Source organism: Streptomyces sp. NPDC059003 (assembly GCF_042740445.1).
Classification (GTDB): Bacteria; Actinomycetota; Actinomycetes; order Streptomycetales; family Streptomycetaceae; genus Streptomyces.
The window spans coordinates 27,319-44,416 of the sequence record NZ_JBHYJH010000075.1; the positions used below are offsets into that span (position 1 = coordinate 27,319).

Annotated in this window: 11 protein-coding genes; 7 read left to right on the forward strand and 4 right to left on the reverse strand. The window is 72.8% G+C overall.

The window, feature by feature from the left end:
* The first annotated feature begins 88 nt into the window (after positions 1 to 88).
* Positions 89 to 2,620, forward strand: a complete 2,532-nt coding sequence (gene pcrA, locus ACFWZ5_RS24770) for a DNA helicase PcrA (protein ID WP_384795920.1) — start codon at positions 89 to 91, stop codon at positions 2,618 to 2,620.
* Between the two features lie 88 nt (positions 2,621 to 2,708).
* Here pcrA and ACFWZ5_RS24775 read toward each other — a convergent pair whose 3' ends face one another.
* Positions 2,709 to 4,250 (reverse strand): peptidoglycan DD-metalloendopeptidase family protein, encoded by a 1,542-nt coding sequence (locus ACFWZ5_RS24775; RefSeq protein ID WP_384795922.1) that lies wholly within the window; start codon positions 4,248 to 4,250, stop codon positions 2,709 to 2,711.
* A 287-nt stretch (positions 4,251 to 4,537) separates the two neighbouring features.
* Positions 4,538 to 5,392 (reverse strand): esterase/lipase family protein, encoded by an 855-nt coding sequence (locus ACFWZ5_RS24780; protein ID WP_384795924.1) that lies wholly within the window; start codon positions 5,390 to 5,392, stop codon positions 4,538 to 4,540.
* Between the two features lie 436 nt (positions 5,393 to 5,828).
* On the opposite strand from ACFWZ5_RS24780, the gene ACFWZ5_RS24785 reads away from it, so the two are divergent.
* On the forward strand, positions 5,829 to 6,245 hold the full coding sequence (locus ACFWZ5_RS24785) for a cobalamin B12-binding domain-containing protein (RefSeq protein ID WP_384795926.1): 417 nt from the start codon (positions 5,829 to 5,831) through the stop codon (positions 6,243 to 6,245).
* A 17-nt stretch (positions 6,246 to 6,262) separates the two neighbouring features.
* Here the strand turns inward: ACFWZ5_RS24785 and ACFWZ5_RS24790 are convergent, their stop codons facing one another.
* Together ACFWZ5_RS24790 and ACFWZ5_RS24795 are read right to left on the reverse strand one after the other, a co-directional pair.
* A complete protein-coding gene (locus tag ACFWZ5_RS24790; RefSeq protein WP_384795928.1) occupies positions 6,263 to 7,885 on the reverse strand; it encodes a DUF5691 domain-containing protein in 1,623 nt (540 codons plus the stop codon).
* 70 nt (positions 7,886 to 7,955) lie between these two features.
* Positions 7,956 to 9,332 carry an SWIM zinc finger family protein gene (locus tag ACFWZ5_RS24795; RefSeq protein WP_384795930.1) on the reverse strand — a complete coding sequence of 459 codons (1,377 nt, stop codon included), beginning with the start codon at positions 9,330 to 9,332 and terminating at the stop codon, positions 7,956 to 7,958.
* A gap of 203 nt (positions 9,333 to 9,535) precedes the next feature.
* On the opposite strand from ACFWZ5_RS24795, the gene ACFWZ5_RS24800 reads away from it, so the two are divergent.
* The 5 genes from ACFWZ5_RS24800 to sucD all read left to right on the forward strand — a co-directional run bounded on the left by ACFWZ5_RS24800 (position 9,536) and on the right by sucD (position 16,991).
* Positions 9,536 to 10,687 carry an AAA family ATPase gene (locus ACFWZ5_RS24800; protein ID WP_384795932.1) on the forward strand — a complete coding sequence of 384 codons (1,152 nt, stop codon included), beginning with the start codon at positions 9,536 to 9,538 and terminating at the stop codon, positions 10,685 to 10,687.
* On the forward strand, positions 10,684 to 13,257 hold the full coding sequence (locus tag ACFWZ5_RS24805; protein WP_384795934.1) for a DUF5682 family protein: 2,574 nt from the start codon (positions 10,684 to 10,686) through the stop codon (positions 13,255 to 13,257). The genes ACFWZ5_RS24800 and ACFWZ5_RS24805 overlap by 4 nt, the downstream gene beginning before the upstream one ends.
* Complete coding sequence (locus ACFWZ5_RS24810) at positions 13,257 to 14,432, forward strand: VWA domain-containing protein (protein ID WP_384795936.1); 1,176 nt, start codon at positions 13,257 to 13,259, stop codon at positions 14,430 to 14,432. The genes ACFWZ5_RS24805 and ACFWZ5_RS24810 overlap by 1 nt, the downstream gene beginning before the upstream one ends.
* A 474-nt stretch (positions 14,433 to 14,906) precedes the next feature.
* A complete protein-coding gene (gene sucC / locus ACFWZ5_RS24815) occupies positions 14,907 to 16,085 on the forward strand; it encodes an ADP-forming succinate--CoA ligase subunit beta (RefSeq protein WP_384795938.1) in 1,179 nt (392 codons plus the stop codon).
* Between the two features lie 21 nt (positions 16,086 to 16,106).
* The gene (sucD, locus tag ACFWZ5_RS24820) at positions 16,107 to 16,991 is read left to right on the forward strand and encodes a succinate--CoA ligase subunit alpha (protein ID WP_384795940.1); all 885 of its coding nucleotides are present in this window, start codon (positions 16,107 to 16,109) and stop codon (positions 16,989 to 16,991) included.
* The last annotated feature ends 107 nt before the right edge of the window (positions 16,992 to 17,098 follow it).

A 17,098-nucleotide genomic window follows, 5' to 3' on the forward strand; every position in this document is an offset into this window, starting at 1 on the left:
GTCGCGCTGCGTGACGGCGACGGGGCGGAGCGTGGATGGCCGGAACCCGGGGCGGGTTGTCAGTGGGTCCGCCTAGACTCGGGAGGCGATGAGCAGCCTCTTTGACGACAGCTTCCTGGCGGACCTCAAGCCCTCGCAGGCACATGAGGAGGAGCCCCCGCCGCCGCCCGAGGACAGCGCTCCGGAGCCCATTCCGGACGACTTGTTCGGCGGGAAGTTCGACGCGCCCCCGCCCGCGGACGCGTACTACCGGGACGGCGCCCCCCGCCCCGCGATCGACCCGGCGACCCTCCTGGACGGGCTGAACGAGAACCAGCGCGCGGCCGTCGTGCACGCGGGCTCCCCGCTGCTCATCGTCGCGGGCGCGGGATCCGGCAAGACCCGCGTCCTGACCCACCGCATCGCGTACCTCCTCGCCGAGCGCGGCGCGCACCCCGGCCAGATCCTCGCGATCACGTTCACGAACAAGGCCGCGGGCGAGATGAAGGAGCGCGTCGAGCAGCTCGTCGGCCCGCGCGCGGGCGCGATGTGGGTGTCGACGTTCCACAGCGCGTGCGTGCGCATCCTGCGCCGCGAGTACAAGAAGCTGGGCTTCACGTCCTCGTTCTCGATCTACGACGCCGCGGACTCCAAGCGCCTGATGGCCCTGGTCTGCCGTGACCTCGACCTGGACCCGAAGAAGTTCCCGCCGAAGTCCTTCAGCGCCAAGATCTCGAACCTGAAGAACGAGCTGATCGACGAGGAGGACTTCGCCGCCCAGGCCGCCGACGGCTTCGAGAAGACCCTCGCCCAGGCGTACGCGATGTACCAGTCGCGCCTGCGCGAGGCCAACGCCCTCGACTTCGACGACCTGATCATGACGACGGTCCACCTCCTGCGCGCCTTCCCGGACGTCGCCGAGCACTACCGCCGCCGCTTCCGCCACGTGATGGTCGACGAGTACCAGGACACGAACCACGCCCAGTACGCCCTGGTGCGCGAGCTGGTCGGCCCCTCCGGAGGCGAGGGCGACGACCCGGCCGAGCTGTGCGTCGTCGGTGACGCCGACCAGTCGATCTACGCCTTCCGCGGCGCCACCATCCGCAACATCCTCCAGTTCGAGGAGGACTACACGGACGCGACCACGATCCTCCTGGAGCAGAACTACCGCTCCACCCAGACGATCCTGACCGCCGCCAACGCGGTCATCGAGCGCAACGAGAGCCGCCGCCCGAAGAACCTGTGGACGAACGCGGGCGCGGGCGCCCGCATCACCGGGTACGTCGCGGACACCGAGCACGACGAGGCGCAGTTCGTCGCCGACGAGATCGACCGCCTCACGGACGCGGGCGACGCCAAGGCCGGCGACGTGGCGATCTTCTACCGGACGAACGCGCAGTCCCGTGTCTTCGAAGAGATCTTCATCCGCGTCGGCCTGCCCTACAAGGTCGTCGGTGGCGTCCGCTTCTACGAGCGCAAGGAGGTCCGCGACGTCCTCGCCTACCTGCGGGTCCTCGCCAACCCGGAGGACGCGGTCCCGCTGCGCCGCATCCTGAACGTGCCGAAGCGGGGCATCGGCGACCGCGCCGAAGCGATGATCGACGCGCTCGCGCTGCGCGAGAAGATCTCCTTCCCGCAGGCGCTGCGCCGCGTCGACGAGGCGTACGGCATGGCGGCCCGCTCGGCGAACGCCGTGAAGCGCTTCAACACGCTCATGGAGGAGCTGCGCACGGTCGTCGAGTCGGGCGCGGGCCCGGCGGTCGTCCTGGAGGCCGTCCTCGAACGGACCGGGTACCTGGCCGAGTTGCAGTCCTCCACGGACCCGCAGGACGAGACCCGCATCGAGAACCTCCAGGAGCTCGCCGCCGTGGCCCTGGAGTTCGAGCAGGACAGCGGCGCCGCCGCGGGCGCGGACGGTGCCGCCGAAGGGACGGAGACCGCGGAGACCGTGGAGGGTGCGGAGGCCGCGGAGGGCGCCGCTGCGACCGGGTCCCTCTCCGACTTCCTGGAGCGGGTCGCCCTCGTCGCCGACTCCGACCAGATCCCCGACGAGGAAGACGACGGCTCCGGCGTCATCACGCTCATGACGCTGCACACCGCCAAGGGCCTGGAGTTCCCCGTCGTCTTCCTCACGGGCATGGAGGACGGCGTGTTCCCGCACATGCGCGCCCTCGGCCAGACCAAGGAGCTGGAGGAGGAGCGCCGCCTGGCGTACGTCGGCATCACCCGCGCGCGGGAGCGGCTGTACCTGACGCGTGCCTCCATGCGCAGCGCCTGGGGCCAGCCGTCGTACAACCCGCCCTCGCGCTTCCTGGAGGAGATCCCCGAGGTCCATGTGGACTGGAAGCGGAAGGGCTCCGTCGGCGCGCCCGCGGCGTCCGGCCCCGCCGCCGGGGTGGCGTCCTCGCTGTCGTCGTCGCGGTCCCGCGCGGGCGGCGCGCAGGGCTTCGCCACGCGCCGGGCGGGCGAGAAGCCGGTGGTCGCGCTGGCCGTCGGCGACCGGGTCACGCACGACCAGTTCGGGCTCGGCACGGTGGTCGGCGTGAAGGGCTCGGGGGCGAACGCCGAGGCGTCGGTGGACTTCGGAGAGGGCAAGCCGAAGCGGCTGCTGCTGCGGTACGCGCCGGTCGAGAAGCTGTAGGCCGTCGGGGGAAGCTGCAACTTCGGTCACGGGGGCCGGAGTTGCAGCCGCCGCGAGGCGGGGGTTACGTCGGGTTGGGCCCGCAGGCTTACGTCGGGTCGAGCCCGTGGCTGCGCAGCCACGACAGGGGGTCTATCGCCGAGCCGCCCCCGGGGCGGACCTCGAAGTGCAGATGCGGACCCGTGGAGTTGCCGGAGTTCCCGGAGTAGGCGATGGTGTCGCCCGCCTTCACGGGACCGTTCGAGATCTTGTGCGTGGAGAGGTGGCAGTACCACGTCTCCGTGCCGTCCTTGGCGGTCACGATCGCCATGTTGCCGTAGGCGCTGTTCCACTTCGTGGACACGACGCCGTCGGTCGCGGCCATCACCGGCGTGCCGTACGACACCGGGAAGTCGATCCCGGAGTGCACGGACATCCAGTTGATGCCGGCCTGGCCGTAGTAAGCGCTCAGGCCGCGCTGCGTCACCGGCACCGCGAACTTCGGACGCAGCCGCTCCTTGCGGGCCGCCTCCGCGGCCGCCTTCTTCTGCGCGGCGTCCTTCGCGGCCTTGAGGTCGATACGTTCCTGCGTACGGCTCGCGCGGTCCTTGAAGTCGCCCACGTCGGCGGAGACGTTGGCGAGCTGGGTGTCGAGCTTGTTGTTGGCCGCGGACGGCTTCACCGCCGTCGCGTCCGGGGCCGATGCCCGCGTCTCCTTGTCGTCGTCGCCTCCGCCGAGGCCGCTCACCGACGCGGCGGCCACGCCCGCGACGCCCATCACGCAGGCCGACGGCACGGCGACGGTGAGCAGCGCGGAACGCTTGGCGGGGGAGCGGCGCGAACGGCCGCGGGTGCGGGACGCCGCGGTGCGCGACGAACGGGCACGGTCCGAGCGGTCCTGCCGGTCCGCCGGGGCGTGCTCGGGGGTGTGATCCGGGTTGTCGGCGCCCGCCTCGATGCCGCCGAGCTCGTCGGCGGGGGCGTCGTCGGCCGCGAACTCGTGCGCGTCGGGGCCGCCGTGGGCCGCTGCGCCGCTGTACGTCTCCTGAGGCGTGTTGTACGCCTCGGGGGTCGCCTCGTACGGATCGTGGGCGGCGCCGGAGTTCCACGCCGTGGCGTCGTACACGCCGCTGTCGAAGACCTGCGTGGTGGCCCACTGGCCGGTCGCCGCCTCGCCCGCCTGGCTCCAGGAGGAGGCGTCCCAGACCGCCGTGCTGTCGGGGCCGGGCTGCGACGGGATGTCCGCGAGCTGCTGGTATCCGTCGGTGCCCCACAGGGCCGTGTCGTGGCTGCCCGTGTCGTACGGCGACGGGGCGGCGTACGGGTCATGGCCGAGGGTCTGCTGGGCGCCCGTCGTCGTGGCCCACTGGCCGGTGTCGTGGCCGCCCGGCATGTCGCCGAAGAGCGGGTCGGACGCGAAGCCCCCGACGGGAGCGGCGAATCCGGAGCCGGACGTGTCGAAGACACCCGTGGCGTCATAGGCGCCCGGGGCGTTGAAGCCGGTGGCCGTGAAGGTGCCGGTGGCGTAGCCGTCGTACCCGGCGTAGCCGACGTGCTGTGCGCTCTGCTGGTCGTATGACCCGTAGGGCGCGTAGTCGGCGTCGGGCGCCGAGGCCGGGGCGGGGGTCCCCGACGGGTGACGGTCGTTCACCAACTTCTCTTTCGCCTCGACAGCATGGGGGGCTGGCAGAGCAGTGCCGCGACTGTACCCGGCGGTATGCGGGCGCGACAATCTTCGGCAGGTTCCGCGCTCGCAGGAAACGGGCATTCGGCCGTCTTTCGGCGGACTGTGGGCACAGGCTTGGCCTGGCGTTCGAGGATTGTTCGAGGCAGGCGGGGGTGCGCCGGTCCGGTGGCGGGCGTTCGGGGCGCGGTCGGGCCGCCGCCGGACCGCCCGTCACACGCCCGTCGCGCGCCCTTCGCTCCTGCCCGACCTCCTCAGGCGACCGTCAGACCGTCCGACGAAGCGGCGGTGTCGACCGCGGGATCCGCGAGGTCGAGTGCCTGCCGGATCGCCGCCGCCACCGCGGGGTGCACCGGCAGGGCGAGATGACCGATCCCGGAGACGCGGACGTTCTGCGCGATCAGGTCCGGATGGTCGACGCAGGCCGTCTCGACCGGGTCCATCAGCTGGTCGAGCTCGCTCCAGAAGCTCACGAACTGCGTACGGCAGCCCGGCGCGGGCGCGCGCAGCTCCTCGACGACGTCCGAACCCGGCCGCATCTGGCGGACGATCGGGTGCGCGTCCGCCAGCGGCGCGACCCGGGTGCCCGCGTGCGGCGTACCGAGCGTGACCAGCGTGCGGACGCGCGCGTCGCCGCCGAGCCGCTGCGCGTAGTAGCGGGCGATGAGTCCGCCGAGGCTGTGGCCGACGATGTCCACACGCGCGTGCCCCGTGCGCTCGCATATCTCCTCGATGTGGCGGCCGAGGAGCTCGGCGGCGGTGCGGACGTCGCACGTCAGCGGGGAGTAATTGAGCGACTCCACGTGCTGCCTGCCGTGCTGGGCGAGATTGCGGCGGAGCAGCACGAACACGGAGCGGTTGTCGATGAATCCGTGCAGGAGCAGGACCGGGGGCTTGTCCTGCGCGGGCAGCCGCGGGGCGTCCGGCGGTGGGGGCGGTGGGATGGTCCTTCGCTCCTGGATGATGCCCGAGGGGTACAGCAGGAGGTGCCCGGCGAGGATCGCGAACTCGAGCGCGGTCGCCTTCAGGAGCGCGAGTGGCAGCCCGGCCAGTCTCGCGGGCAGCAGCGCGCTGCAGCGACGAAAGGGCTGGACTCCAGTGACCGTCATGTCGACCTCCCGGTCGGCACGCGGGCAGACACCTCTGTCCCCCGTGTGCCCCTCATGGGAAGCCGTGGACTGACGGACCACGGTGCGTCGCCCCCGTGGGCGACGCACCGCCACCACCGCGCTGTGCGGCTGACAGCACGGTGGTGCGGCGACCTCGCAGCGGCTCCCCTCGTGCGGCCCCCTCCGCGGCCCGGGTGCGGGGTGGAGATCGGCCCTGGTGCCCGGCCTGATCCGTCCCCGTGCGCCGGGTGGTACGGGAGTGGCGCGCAGCGAACGTGTCCCACCGTGTGATTTCCCCCTCCCTCTCCGCCACGAAACTGCGGGTTGCGCGATGCTGGAGATAACGTTCGTTCACCTACCCGGCCGGTGCGGCGCGGGGTATCCGTGCTGGGACAGCTGGATTTCCGTACGTGGACGTCTGTACATGGAGGCAGTGATGGGTGTGGGAGCCGGTCCGATCCGCGTGGTGGTCGCCAAGCCGGGGCTCGACGGTCACGATCGCGGGGCCAAGGTGATCGCCCGGGCGCTGCGCGACGCCGGCATGGAGGTCATCTACACCGGCCTGCACCAGACGCCCGAGCAGGTGGTCGACACCGCGATCCAGGAGGACGCCGACGCGATCGGCCTGTCCATCCTGTCCGGCGCGCACATGACCCTCTTCGCCCGCGTCATCGAGCTCCTCCAGGAGCGCGACGCGGCGGACATCAAGGTCTTCGGCGGCGGCATCATCCCCGAGGAGGACATCCCGCCGCTCAAGGAGAAGGGCGTGGCGGAGATCTTCACGCCGGGGGCGACGACCACGGCGATCGTGGAGTGGGTCAGGGAGAACGTGCGCCAGCCGACCGGCGCGTAGCCTCCGGGCGAATCGCGTCATCCGGTGAGCTCCTCCCGCATCGCCGCGCGCAGGCGCAGTGTCGTGACCAGGCGTTGGAACGCCTCCGCCCAGTAGCCCCCGGCTCCGGGCGACGCGTCCTCGCGCTCGTCCGGCACGGCCGTGAGGGCGTCGAGCCGGGTCGCTTCCGCCGGGTCGAGGCAGCGCTCGGCCAGGCCCATCACGCCGCTGAAGCTCCAGGGGTAACTGCCCGCGTCCCGGGCGATGTTCAGCGCGTCCACCACCGCGCGGCCCAGGTCAGGGGCCCAGGGCACCGCGCACCCGCCGAGCAGCTGGAAGGCCTCCGACAGGCCGTGCGCGTCGATGAATCCCGCGACCCACGCGGCCCGCTCGGGCGCGGGCAGGGCGGCGAGGAGCTTGGCGCGCTCCGCCAGTGACACCGCGCCCGGGCCCGCCGCGTCGGGGGCCGAGGGCGTCCCGAGGAGCGCCCTGGACCAGCCCGTGTCCCGCTGGCGCACGGCGGCCCGGCACCACGCCGCGTGCAGTTCGCCGTGCCAGTCGTCGGTCACCGGCAGTGCCACGATGTCGGCCGGGGCGCGGCCGCCGAACGCGCGCTGCCAGGTGGCCAGCGGTGCCGCTTCCACCAACTGGCCCAGCCACCAGGAGCGCTCCCCTCTTCCGGCGGGCGGCTTCGGGGTGACGCCGTCGCGCTCCATGCCCGCGTCGCACGCGTGCGGTGCCGTCACGGTGAGCGTCGGGGCGTCCGCGGCGCTGTCCAGGGACACGCAGGCGGCGGCGCGCTCCGCCATGCGTCCGGCGAGCGCCGAGTCGGGGAGGCCGGAGAGCAGTTCGGCCGCCGTGGAGCGGACGTTCCGGCTGCGGTCGCCGAGGGCCTGCTCCAGGAACGGCTCGTCGTCGGCGCTCAGGCCGGTGCGCAGCGAGTCGAGGAACATCAGCCGGTCCTCGGCGCGCTCGGTCGGCCACGTGCCGACGAGGAGGTCGCGGGCGGCGGCGGGGGCGCGGACGCGGAGGGCGGTGAGCAGGGCGACGCGCTCGGCGAACAGGCCTTCCTGCCAGCGCCGTTGGATCTCCTCCCCGTCGTGCGGGTCCGGGGCCGGGGCGCCGCCCGGTGCCGTGCGCAGGGCGAACTTCCAGTCGGGGTTGAGCGTGGCCAGCCATCGAGCGCGCGGGCCCGCGAAGGTCAGGGTCTGGGGGCGCAGGTCGGTGCGGCCCCGGGCCGCGTTCAGGAGCGCGGGCAGGAGCTCCGGTGGTGCCGCGAAGCCCCGTTCGTTGGCGAGGCCGAGCCACTGGGGCAGCAGCTCCATCAGGTCGGGGGCGGTGCCGCGGCGGCTGCCGCCGGTCGGGTGGTCGGAGAGCAGTGTCGCGAGCCTGCGCCGGGCCGCCGCCGGTACGACGGGCCGGGTGTCCTCGGGCGCGGGCTCGGGGCGCGCGGCGGCGGGAGCGGGGCGCAGGCCGGCCCGGCGCCGCACGGTCTGCACGGCGGCCGCGTCCAGGAGTGCGGTCGGGGCGTCCTTGCCGGGTGCGGAGACGGGTGGTGTGCGCCTGTCCGTGCCGAGCAGCGCCGACGTCACCAGGTCCTCCCAGGGTGTGCGGGTGAGGTCCCCGGCTGCTTGTGCGTGGGTGGTGGTGGGTGCGGTCATGTCCCCTCCTGCAACTCCTGCAACTCCTGCAACGGCGATGCGTATATGGGCTCGGGCTCCGGGGAGCGGCTCACAGCTGTACCGTCTCGGCCCTGTCGTGCGGCCAGGCCGCCAGCGGGGTGAAGCCCTGGTGGCCGCACTCGCCGAAGACGGTGAGCGGGGCGCCTCCGGACAGGGACACCAGACGCCAGAGGCCTGAGCGGGCCGCGGCGTGCGGAGCTATCGGGAGGGCCAGGTCGCCGTCCGCGTCGGCCAGTTGCCAGCCGGGACCGTCCGGCACCGGTATGACGCGGTCGAGGGTGGTCGGCCACGACTCCAGCCAGGGGTCGTCGCGCAGGGCGTCGCCGTACCGCGCCGTCGCCTCCGTCGTCGGCACGCCCGGCGGATGGCCCGTCGTGGGGCCCGGGGCGGTGAACTGCTCGCCCAGGTCCGCGCGGAGCTGCCGGGATGCCGGGTCCGTGGCGTACGGGATCAGCTCGGCGTCGAGCGCGAGGCCGACCGGCAGGGCCAGGGCGGGCGCGCGGCCCGCCGCGCCGTACGAAAGCAGCAGCGCGGTGTGCCCGGACTCCTTGCCGTGCAGCCAGATGCGGCGCGTCGTCAGCTTGCTGTCGGCCGTGTCGTACTGCGCGAGGACCTGCCAGGTGTCCCTGAGCGGGCGGCCCTCCGCCGATGTCGGCAGACCGGTGCGGGAGCGGACCGTGGCCGCGAGCGCTTCCGGCAGGTGGTCGCGGCGCAGCCAGCCCGTGCTGAGCAGGTGCAGCAGTCCGCACTCCTCAAGGAGACGGGCGGGCCAGCCGGGACCCGAGGCCGGTATCGCGCCCAACTCCCGGACCCGGGCCGCGAGTCCGGGGGCCTGGGCGTCGACCATGCGGGCCGCCGTCTCCTCCCACAGTCCGTACCCCGACTGCTCGGCCGTGGCCATGCCGCCGCGCAGCAGGTCCGCCAGGCGCCGCTCCAGCTCCGTCGCGCCCGCCGTGACGCGCTCGGCCCTGCGCTCCGCCCGCTTGCGGGCCGCGTCGGGATCAGCGGACTTCTGCGGCGCGGCGGCCGAACTCCGCTTCGTCTCCGCTCTCTTGCGGCGCCCGGACAGCCACTCCAGCGCCCAGTCCGGCGGCTGCTCCGCGTCCGTCACGGCCGATTCCCCGCCCGCGCCCGCCTCGTCGCCCGCCCAGAGCAGCAGCAGGCCGAGCGCGTGCTTGCACGGGAACTTGCGGCTGGGGCAACTGCACTTGTACGCCGGCCCCGCCACGTCTGCCACGTCGATCACCGTCTGATACGGCTTGCTGCCGCTGCCCTTGCACAGCCCCCACACCGCCCCCTCGCCCGAACTTCCCGCCTGCGTCCACGGCCCGGCCACGCCGAGCCTGCTTCCCGCCTTGCGTGACGATGCGTCAGGTGCCAGTGCAAGCACCTGGTCCGCCGTCCAGCGCGCCCCCTGCTGAGTCATGTCGTCGAAGGTAGGTCCCGCCACTGACAATCGACCTCGGGCCCGGCGTTCGCGCAGGTCAGAGGCGTTCCGAGGGCGATTGTCAGTGGCGTGGTGCACCGTGGAAACACATCGCGGCCGAGCCGTCGGCGAGGGCCGCGTCGTCGCTGCAGCATGCGCTGGCGCCGGTCGCTTCCGCATGCCCGAGCTGGAGGGGGACCACCATGACTGTTTCCGTGACGCAGACCGCGGACGGCACTGCTGACAGTCCGTCAGGGATCGAGGCGGAGGACGCCGCACAGGCCCTGCGGCCGCACGCCGAGGACGCCTTCGCCGCCGAACTCGCCGCGCTCGCCGCGCAGGACGACCGGGCACGGCCCGAGCGCTGGCTGCTCTCGCCGTGGGCCGTGGCGACGTATCTGCTGGGCGGCACGCTGCCGGACGGCACGGTGATCACGCCGAAGTACGTGGGCCCGCGCCGCATCGTCGAGGTCGCCGTCACGACGCTCGCCACCGACCGCGCCCTGCTCCTGCTCGGCGTGCCGGGCACCGCGAAGACCTGGGTCTCCGAGCACCTCGCGGCGGCCGTCAGCGGCGACTCGACGCTGCTCGTGCAGGGCACGGCGGGCACACCAGAGGAAGCCATCCGGTACGGCTGGAACTACGCGCAGTTGCTCGCCCACGGCCCCAGCCGCGACGCGCTGGTCCCGAGCCCCGTCATGCGGGCCATGTCCGAGGGCATGACGGCCCGCGTCGAGGAGCTCACGCGCATCCCGGCGGACGTGCAGGACACGCTGATCACGATCCTGTCGGAGAAGACCCTGCCCATACCGGAGCTGGGCCAGGAGGTGCAGGCCGTCCGCGGGTTCAACCTGATCGCCACGGCCAACGACCGCGACCGCGGGGTCAACGACCTCTCCAGCGCCCTGCGCCGCCGCTTCAACACCGTGGTGCTCCCGCTGCCGGAGAGTGCCGACGCCGAGGTCGACATCGTCTCGCGCCGCGTCGACCAGATCGGCCGCTCCCTCGACCTGCCGGCCGCGCCCGACGGCATCGACGAGATCCGCCGCGTCGTCACGGTCTTCCGCGAGCTGCGCGACGGCGTCACGACGGACGGCCGTACGAAGGTGAAGTCGCCGAGCGGAACGCTCTCGACGGCCGAGGCGATCTCCGTGGTCACAGGCGGTCTGGCCCTCGCGGCGCACTTCGGGGACGGTGTGCTGCGGCCCGGCGACGTCGCCGCGGGCATCCTCGGCGCGGTGGTGCGGGACCCGGCGTCGGACCGCGTCGTCTGGCAGGAGTACCTGGAAGCGGTCGTGCGCGAGCGCGACGGGTGGAAGGACTTCTACCGCGCCTGCCGCGAGGTGAGCGCATGACGACGGCCAGGGAGGGGGCGGCGGCCGCGGCGGGCGGGCCGGCGACGGGGCCGGTGCTCCTTGGCGTACGGCATCACGGGCCGGGCTCCGCGCGCGCCGTGCGGGCCGCGCTGGACGCGACGGAGCCCCGCGTGGTCCTGATCGAGGGGCCGCCGGAGGCCGACGGGCTCGTACGGCTCGCCGCCGACGAGGGCATGCGGCCACCGGTCGCGCTGCTCGCGCACGTGGTGGACGAGCCGGGCCGGTCGGCGTTCTGGCCGCTCGCCGCGTTCTCCCCGGAGTGGGTGGCGATCCAGTGGGCGCTGCGGCGGGGCGTGCCGGTGCGGTTCATGGACCTCCCGGCGGCACACGCGCTCGCGCACCGGGACGAGGAGCACCAGGAGGACCACGAGGACGAGCACGAGGACGAGGAAGGGCGCGGAGAGCGGGGCGACCCCATTGCCGCGCTCGCCGAAGCCGCCGGGTACGACGATCCGGAGCGCTGGTGGGAGGACGTCGTGGAGCTCCGCGGGGCGGGCGGTGACGCGCTCGCGCCGTTCGAGGCGCTCGGGGACGCCATGGCGGTGCTGCGCGAGGCGCCCGGCAGCGAGCGCGACCGGGATCTGCTGCGCGAGGCGTACATGCGGCTCCAAGTGCGGGCGGCGCAGCGGGATGTCGGGGACGGGGGCGTGGCCGTCGTCTGCGGGGCCTGGCACGTGCCCGCACTGCGGCGGAAGGTCACCCTGACCGCCGACCGGGCGCTGCTCAAGGGGCTGCCGAAGGTCAAGGTCGACATGACCTGGGTGCCCTGGACGCACCGCCGCCTGGCCCGCGCCAGCGGGTACGGGGCGGGCATCGACTCGCCCGGCTGGTACGGCCACCTGTTCGGCGCGCCCGACCGGCCCGTCGTGCGCTGGCTGACCAAGGTCGCGGGGCTGCTCAGGGACGAGGACCGGATCGTGTCGTCCGCGCACGTCATCGAGGCCGTGCGGCTCGCCGACACGCTCGCCGCGATGCGGGGGCGGCCGCTGCCGGGGCTCACCGAGACGATGGACGCGGTACGGGCCGTGATGTGCGAAGGCTCCGACGTGCCGCTCGCGCTGGTGCACGACAAGCTCGTCGTCGGCGACGTGCTCGGCGAGGTGCCGGAGTCCGCCCCGGCCGTGCCGTTGCAGCGGGACCTCACCAGGGCCCAGCGCAGGCTGCGGCTCAAGCCGGAGGCGTTGGAGCGGCAGCTGGAGCTCGACCTGCGCAAGGACACCGACGCGGAGCGCAGCAGGCTCCTGCACCGGCTGCGGCTCCTCGGCATCGACTGGGGCGAGCCGACGGAGTCGCGAGGGAGCACCGGCACGTTCCGGGAGACCTGGCGGCTGCGGTGGGAGCCGGAGCTGTCCGTACGGGTCGCCGAGGCCGGGGTGTGGGGCACGACGGTGGCGGGCGCGGCCACCGCCAAGGCGGCGGCGGACGCGGTGGGCGCGGGGGCCCTCGCCGACGTCACGGCGCTGGCCGAGCGGTGTCTGCTCGCCGACCTGCCGGACGCGTTGCCGGTGGTCATGCGGGTCCTCGCCGACCGGGCGGCGCTCGACGCGGATGTCGGTCACCTGGCGCAGGCGCTGCCCGCGCTGGTGCGGTCGCTGCGGTACGGGGACGTGCGGGGGACTGGCACGGGGGCCCTGGGCGAGGTGGCGCTCGGGCTTGCTGAGCGGGTGTTCGTGGGGTTGCCGCCGGCGTGTGTGGGGCTCGACGCGGATGCGGGTGGGGTGATGCGGGGGCATGTCGACGCGGTGCACGTGGCCGTGGGCCTGTTGGGGGAGTTGTCGCCGTCGCCCTCGCCCTCGCCCTCGCCCTCGCCCTCGCCGTCCTCGCCCTCGCCGTCCTCGCCCTTGCCCTCGTCGGAGGGGGAGCCGTCTGACGAGAGGGCGCCCGGCGCGTGGGGCTGTGCCCACCCGTCCCGCCCTGCGGGACGATTGCCCACAGCCGGGTCCGGCGGCCTTGTTTCCACACTGCGTAGGCGTTGGCAAGGTGTGCTTCGGGGGCTTGTTCGGGGGGAGCGGGTCGTCGGGGTGGTTCGGGGGCGGTGTGCGCGGCTGCTGTTGGACGACGGGGTGTTGGACGAGGGGGAGGCGGCTCGGTTCATGGGGCTTGCCCTGTCCGTGGGGACCGAGCCCGGTGAGGCGGCCGCGTGGATCGAGGGGTTCGTCGGCGGCGGGGCCGGGGGCGGGATGCTGCTCGTGCACGACGAACGGCTGCTCGGGCTCGTCGACCGGTGGCTGGCCGGGGTGTCGGACGACGCCTTCACCGACGTACTGCCGCTGCTGCGCCGCACGTTCTCCGTGTACGAGCCGGGCGTGCGCCGGACCCTCGGCGAGCTGGTGCGCCGTGGACCGGGGCAGGCGGGTGCGGCGCCGGTGACGCAGGGGGTGCGCGGTTTCGCGGGGGAGTTGGACGCGGAGCGGGCGGATGCGGTGCTGCCGGTGGTGGGCCTGCTCCTGGGGCTCGGAAGCGACACGGATACAAGCGGGCCGAGCGGGCCGAGTGGGTCGAACGGGCCGAGTGGGTCGATGGGGAACAGTCTTGTGGGGGTGGCCTGATGGTGGAGGTCGGCGGGTCGGTGGATGAGCGGCTGCGGCGGTGGCGGCTCGTCCTCGGAGGAGACGCGGCGGACGGGACCGGGTGCGCCCTCGCCGGGCGGGACGCGGCGATGGACGGGGCGCTGGCCGCGCTGTACGGGGGCGGCGGCGAGGGCAGGCGGGAGCGCGGCCGTGAGCGCTCGGCGGGGCTCGGGGCGTCGGCACCGTCGGTCGCGCGGTGGCTCGGGGACATCCGGACGTACTTCCCGTCGTCCGTCGTCCAGGTCATGCAGCGTGACGCGATCGACCGGCTCGGGCTCTCCGCGCTGCTCCTGGAGCCCGAGATGCTGGCGGCCGTCGAGGCGGACGTACACCTGGTCGGCACGCTCCTGTCGCTCAACAAGGCGATGCCGGAGACGACGAAGGAGACGGCGCGGGCCGTGGTCCGCAAGGTGGTCGAGGACCTGGAGAAGCGGCTCGCCACGCGCACCCGGGCCACGCTCACCGGCGCGCTCGACCGCAGCGCCCGCGTGACCAGGCCGCGCCACCACGACATCGACTGGAACCGCACGATCGCGGCCAACCTCAAGCACTACCTGCCGGAGTACCGGACGATCGTCCCCGAGCGCCTGATCGGGTACGGAGGGGCCTCGCAGTCCGTGAAGAAGGAGGTCGTCCTCTGCATCGACCAGTCGGGCTCGATGGCGGCGTCCGTCGTCTACGCGTCGGTCTTCGGCGCCGTGCTCGCGTCCATGCGGTCCATCAGCACGCGGCTCGTCGTCTTCGACACGAACGTCGTGGATCTGACGGACCAGATCGACGACCCGGTGGAGGTCCTTTTCGGTACGCAGCTCGGCGGCGGCACCGACATCAACAGAGCCCTCGCGTACTGCCAGTCGAAGATATCCAGGCCCGCGGACACGGTCGTGGTGCTGATATCCGACCTGTACGAGGGCGGCATCCGGGACGAGATGCTGAAGCGGGTCGCGGCGATGAAGGCGTCGGGCGTGCAGTTCGTGACGCTGCTCGCGCTGTCCGACGAAGGGGCGCCCGCGTACGACCACGACCACGCGGCGGCGCTCGCCGCCCTCGACGCGCCGGCCTTCGCCTGCACGCCCGACCTCTTCCCCGAGGTGATGGCGGCGGCCATCGAGCGGCGGCCCCTGCCGGTGCCGGACGTGGCCACGCGCCGGTAGCAGATGCGGCTACGCGCCAGTAACAAGGGGCCGGCGCGCAGGGCGGCCGAGGGCGTGCGGCCATTCGTGGGCGGTGCCGTCGCCGACGTGCAGCCGTCCGCGGACCGCCTCCCGGCTGCTGATCGCGTGCGCAAACGCCGGAACCCGGTGCCCGCCCCCGCGGCGGGGCCCGGACCCGCCCGCGTACGGGCCCGAGGCAGGGCCGTACCCCCTCCCCGGGAGCGGTCCGGGACCAGGTCGACCGCGATCTGTGACCGTCATCACCGCGCAAATGTGATCTGCGATTTAGGGACGCAGGTCCCACGGCGATAACCTGCGAGACGGACATGCCGCGTACCGGACTCTTCGGCTACGCCTCCCTTGTGACAGCGCAGTCACGTTGCCCTTCGCGGCACGCCCACGCAGAGCACGCAGAGACTGAAGCCGCTGCACTAGCGACAGCGGCGCGAGATCACTGAAAAGGGACGGACGCGCGTGGACCTGTTCGAGTACCAGGCGAGGGACCTCTTCGCCAAGCACGGTGTACCGGTGCTGGCCGGTGAAGTCATCGACACGCCTGAGGCGGCCCGCGCGGCGACCGAGCGCCTTGGCGGCAAGTCGGTCGTCAAGGCGCAGGTGAAGGTCGGCGGCCGCGGCAAGGCCGGTGGCGTCAAGCTGGCCGCGACCCCGGACGAGGCCGTCGCCCGCGCGACGGACATCCTCGGCATGGACATCAAGGGCCACACGGTCCACAAGGTGATGATCGCCGAGACGGCCCCGGAGATCGTGGAGGAGTACTACGTCTCCTTCCTCCTGGACCGCACCAACCGCACCTTCCTCTCCATCGCCTCCGTCGAGGGCGGCGTGGAGATCGAGCAGGTGGCGGAAGAGCGCCCCGAGGCCGTCGCCAAGACCCCGATCGACGCCAACGAGGGTGTGACCAAGGAGAAGGCCCAGGAGATCGCCAAGGCGGCGAAGTTCCCGGCCGAGGTCGCCGACCAGGTCGCCGACATCCTCGTGACCCTGTGGGAGACCTTCGTCAAGGAGGACGCCCTCCTGGTCGAGGTCAACCCGCTGGCCAAGGTCGCCTCCGGCAAGGTCATCGCCCTCGACGGCAAGGTCTCGCTCGACGAGAACGCCGAGTTCCGCCAGCCCGAGCACGAGGCGCTCGAGGACAAGGCCGCAGCCAACCCGCTCGAGGCTGCTGCCAAGGCCAAGAACCTCAACTACGTGAAGCTCGACGGCGAGGTCGGCATCATCGGCAACGGCGCCGGCCTGGTCATGTCGACCCTGGACGTCGTCGCGTACGCCGGTGAGAACCACGGCGGCGTGAAGCCCGCCAACTTCCTCGACATCGGTGGCGGCGCCTCCGCCGAGGTCATGGCGAACGGCCTGGAGATCATCCTGGGCGACCCGGACGTCAAGTCCGTCTTCGTCAACGTCTTCGGTGGCATCACCGCCTGCGACGAGGTCGCCAACGGCATCGTCCAGGCCCTGGAGCTCCTCAAGTCCAAGGGCGAGGAAGTCACCAAGCCGCTGGTCGTCCGCCTGGACGGCAACAACGCCGAGCTGGGTCGCAAGATCCTCTCCGACGCCAACCACCCGCTGGTGCAGCGCGTGGACACCATGGACGGCGCGGCCGACAAGGCCGCCGAGCTCGCGGCTGCGAAGTAAGGGACGAGGGACAGAACAGCCATGGCTATCTTCCTCAACAAGGACTCCAAGGTCATCGTCCAGGGCATGACCGGTGCCACGGGCATGAAGCACACCAAGCTCATGCTGGGTGACGGCACGAACATCGTCGGCGGCGTGAACCCGCGCAAGGCGGGCACCAGCGTCGACATCGACGGCACCGAGATCCCGGTCTTCGGCACCGTCGCCGAGGCCATGGAGAAGACGGGCGCCAACGTCTCCGTCCTCTTCGTGCCGCCGGCCTTCGCCAAGGCCGCCGTCGTCGAGGCCATCGACGCCGAGATCCCGCTCGCGGTCGTCATCACCGAGGGCATCGCCGTCCACGACTCCGCCGCGTTCTACGCGTACGCGAAGTCGCAGGGCGACAAGACCCGCATCATCGGCCCGAACTGCCCCGGCCTGATCACGCCGGGCCAGTCGAACGCCGGCATCATCCCGGGCGACATCACGAAGCCGGGCCGCATCGGCCTGGTCTCGAAGTCCGGCACGCTGACGTACCAGATGATGTACGAGCTGCGTGACATCGGCTTCTCGTCGGCCGTCGGCATCGGTGGCGACCCCGTCATCGGCACGACGCACATCGACGCCCTGGCCGCCTTCGAGGCCGACCCCGACACCGACCTGATCGTGATGATCGGTGAGATCGGCGGCGACGCGGAGGAGCGCGCGGCGGACTTCATCAAGGCCAACGTGACGAAGCCGGTCGTCGGCTACGTCGCGGGCTTCACCGCGCCCGAGGGCAAGACGATGGGCCACGCCGGTGCCATCGTCTCCGGCTCCTCCGGCACGGCTGCCGCGAAGAAGGAGGCCCTGGAGGCCGCCGGTGTGAAGGTCGGCAAGACGCCGACCGAGACCGCGAAGCTGGCGCGGGCCATTCTGGCTGGCTGACGCTTCTGGCCTCTGGCCTTACGCAGATGGGCCGCACCCCAGAAGTGGGGTGCGGCACAACTTCGGTTCCCGAGCAGCTGGCTCGTATACACAACTCCGAGCCCACG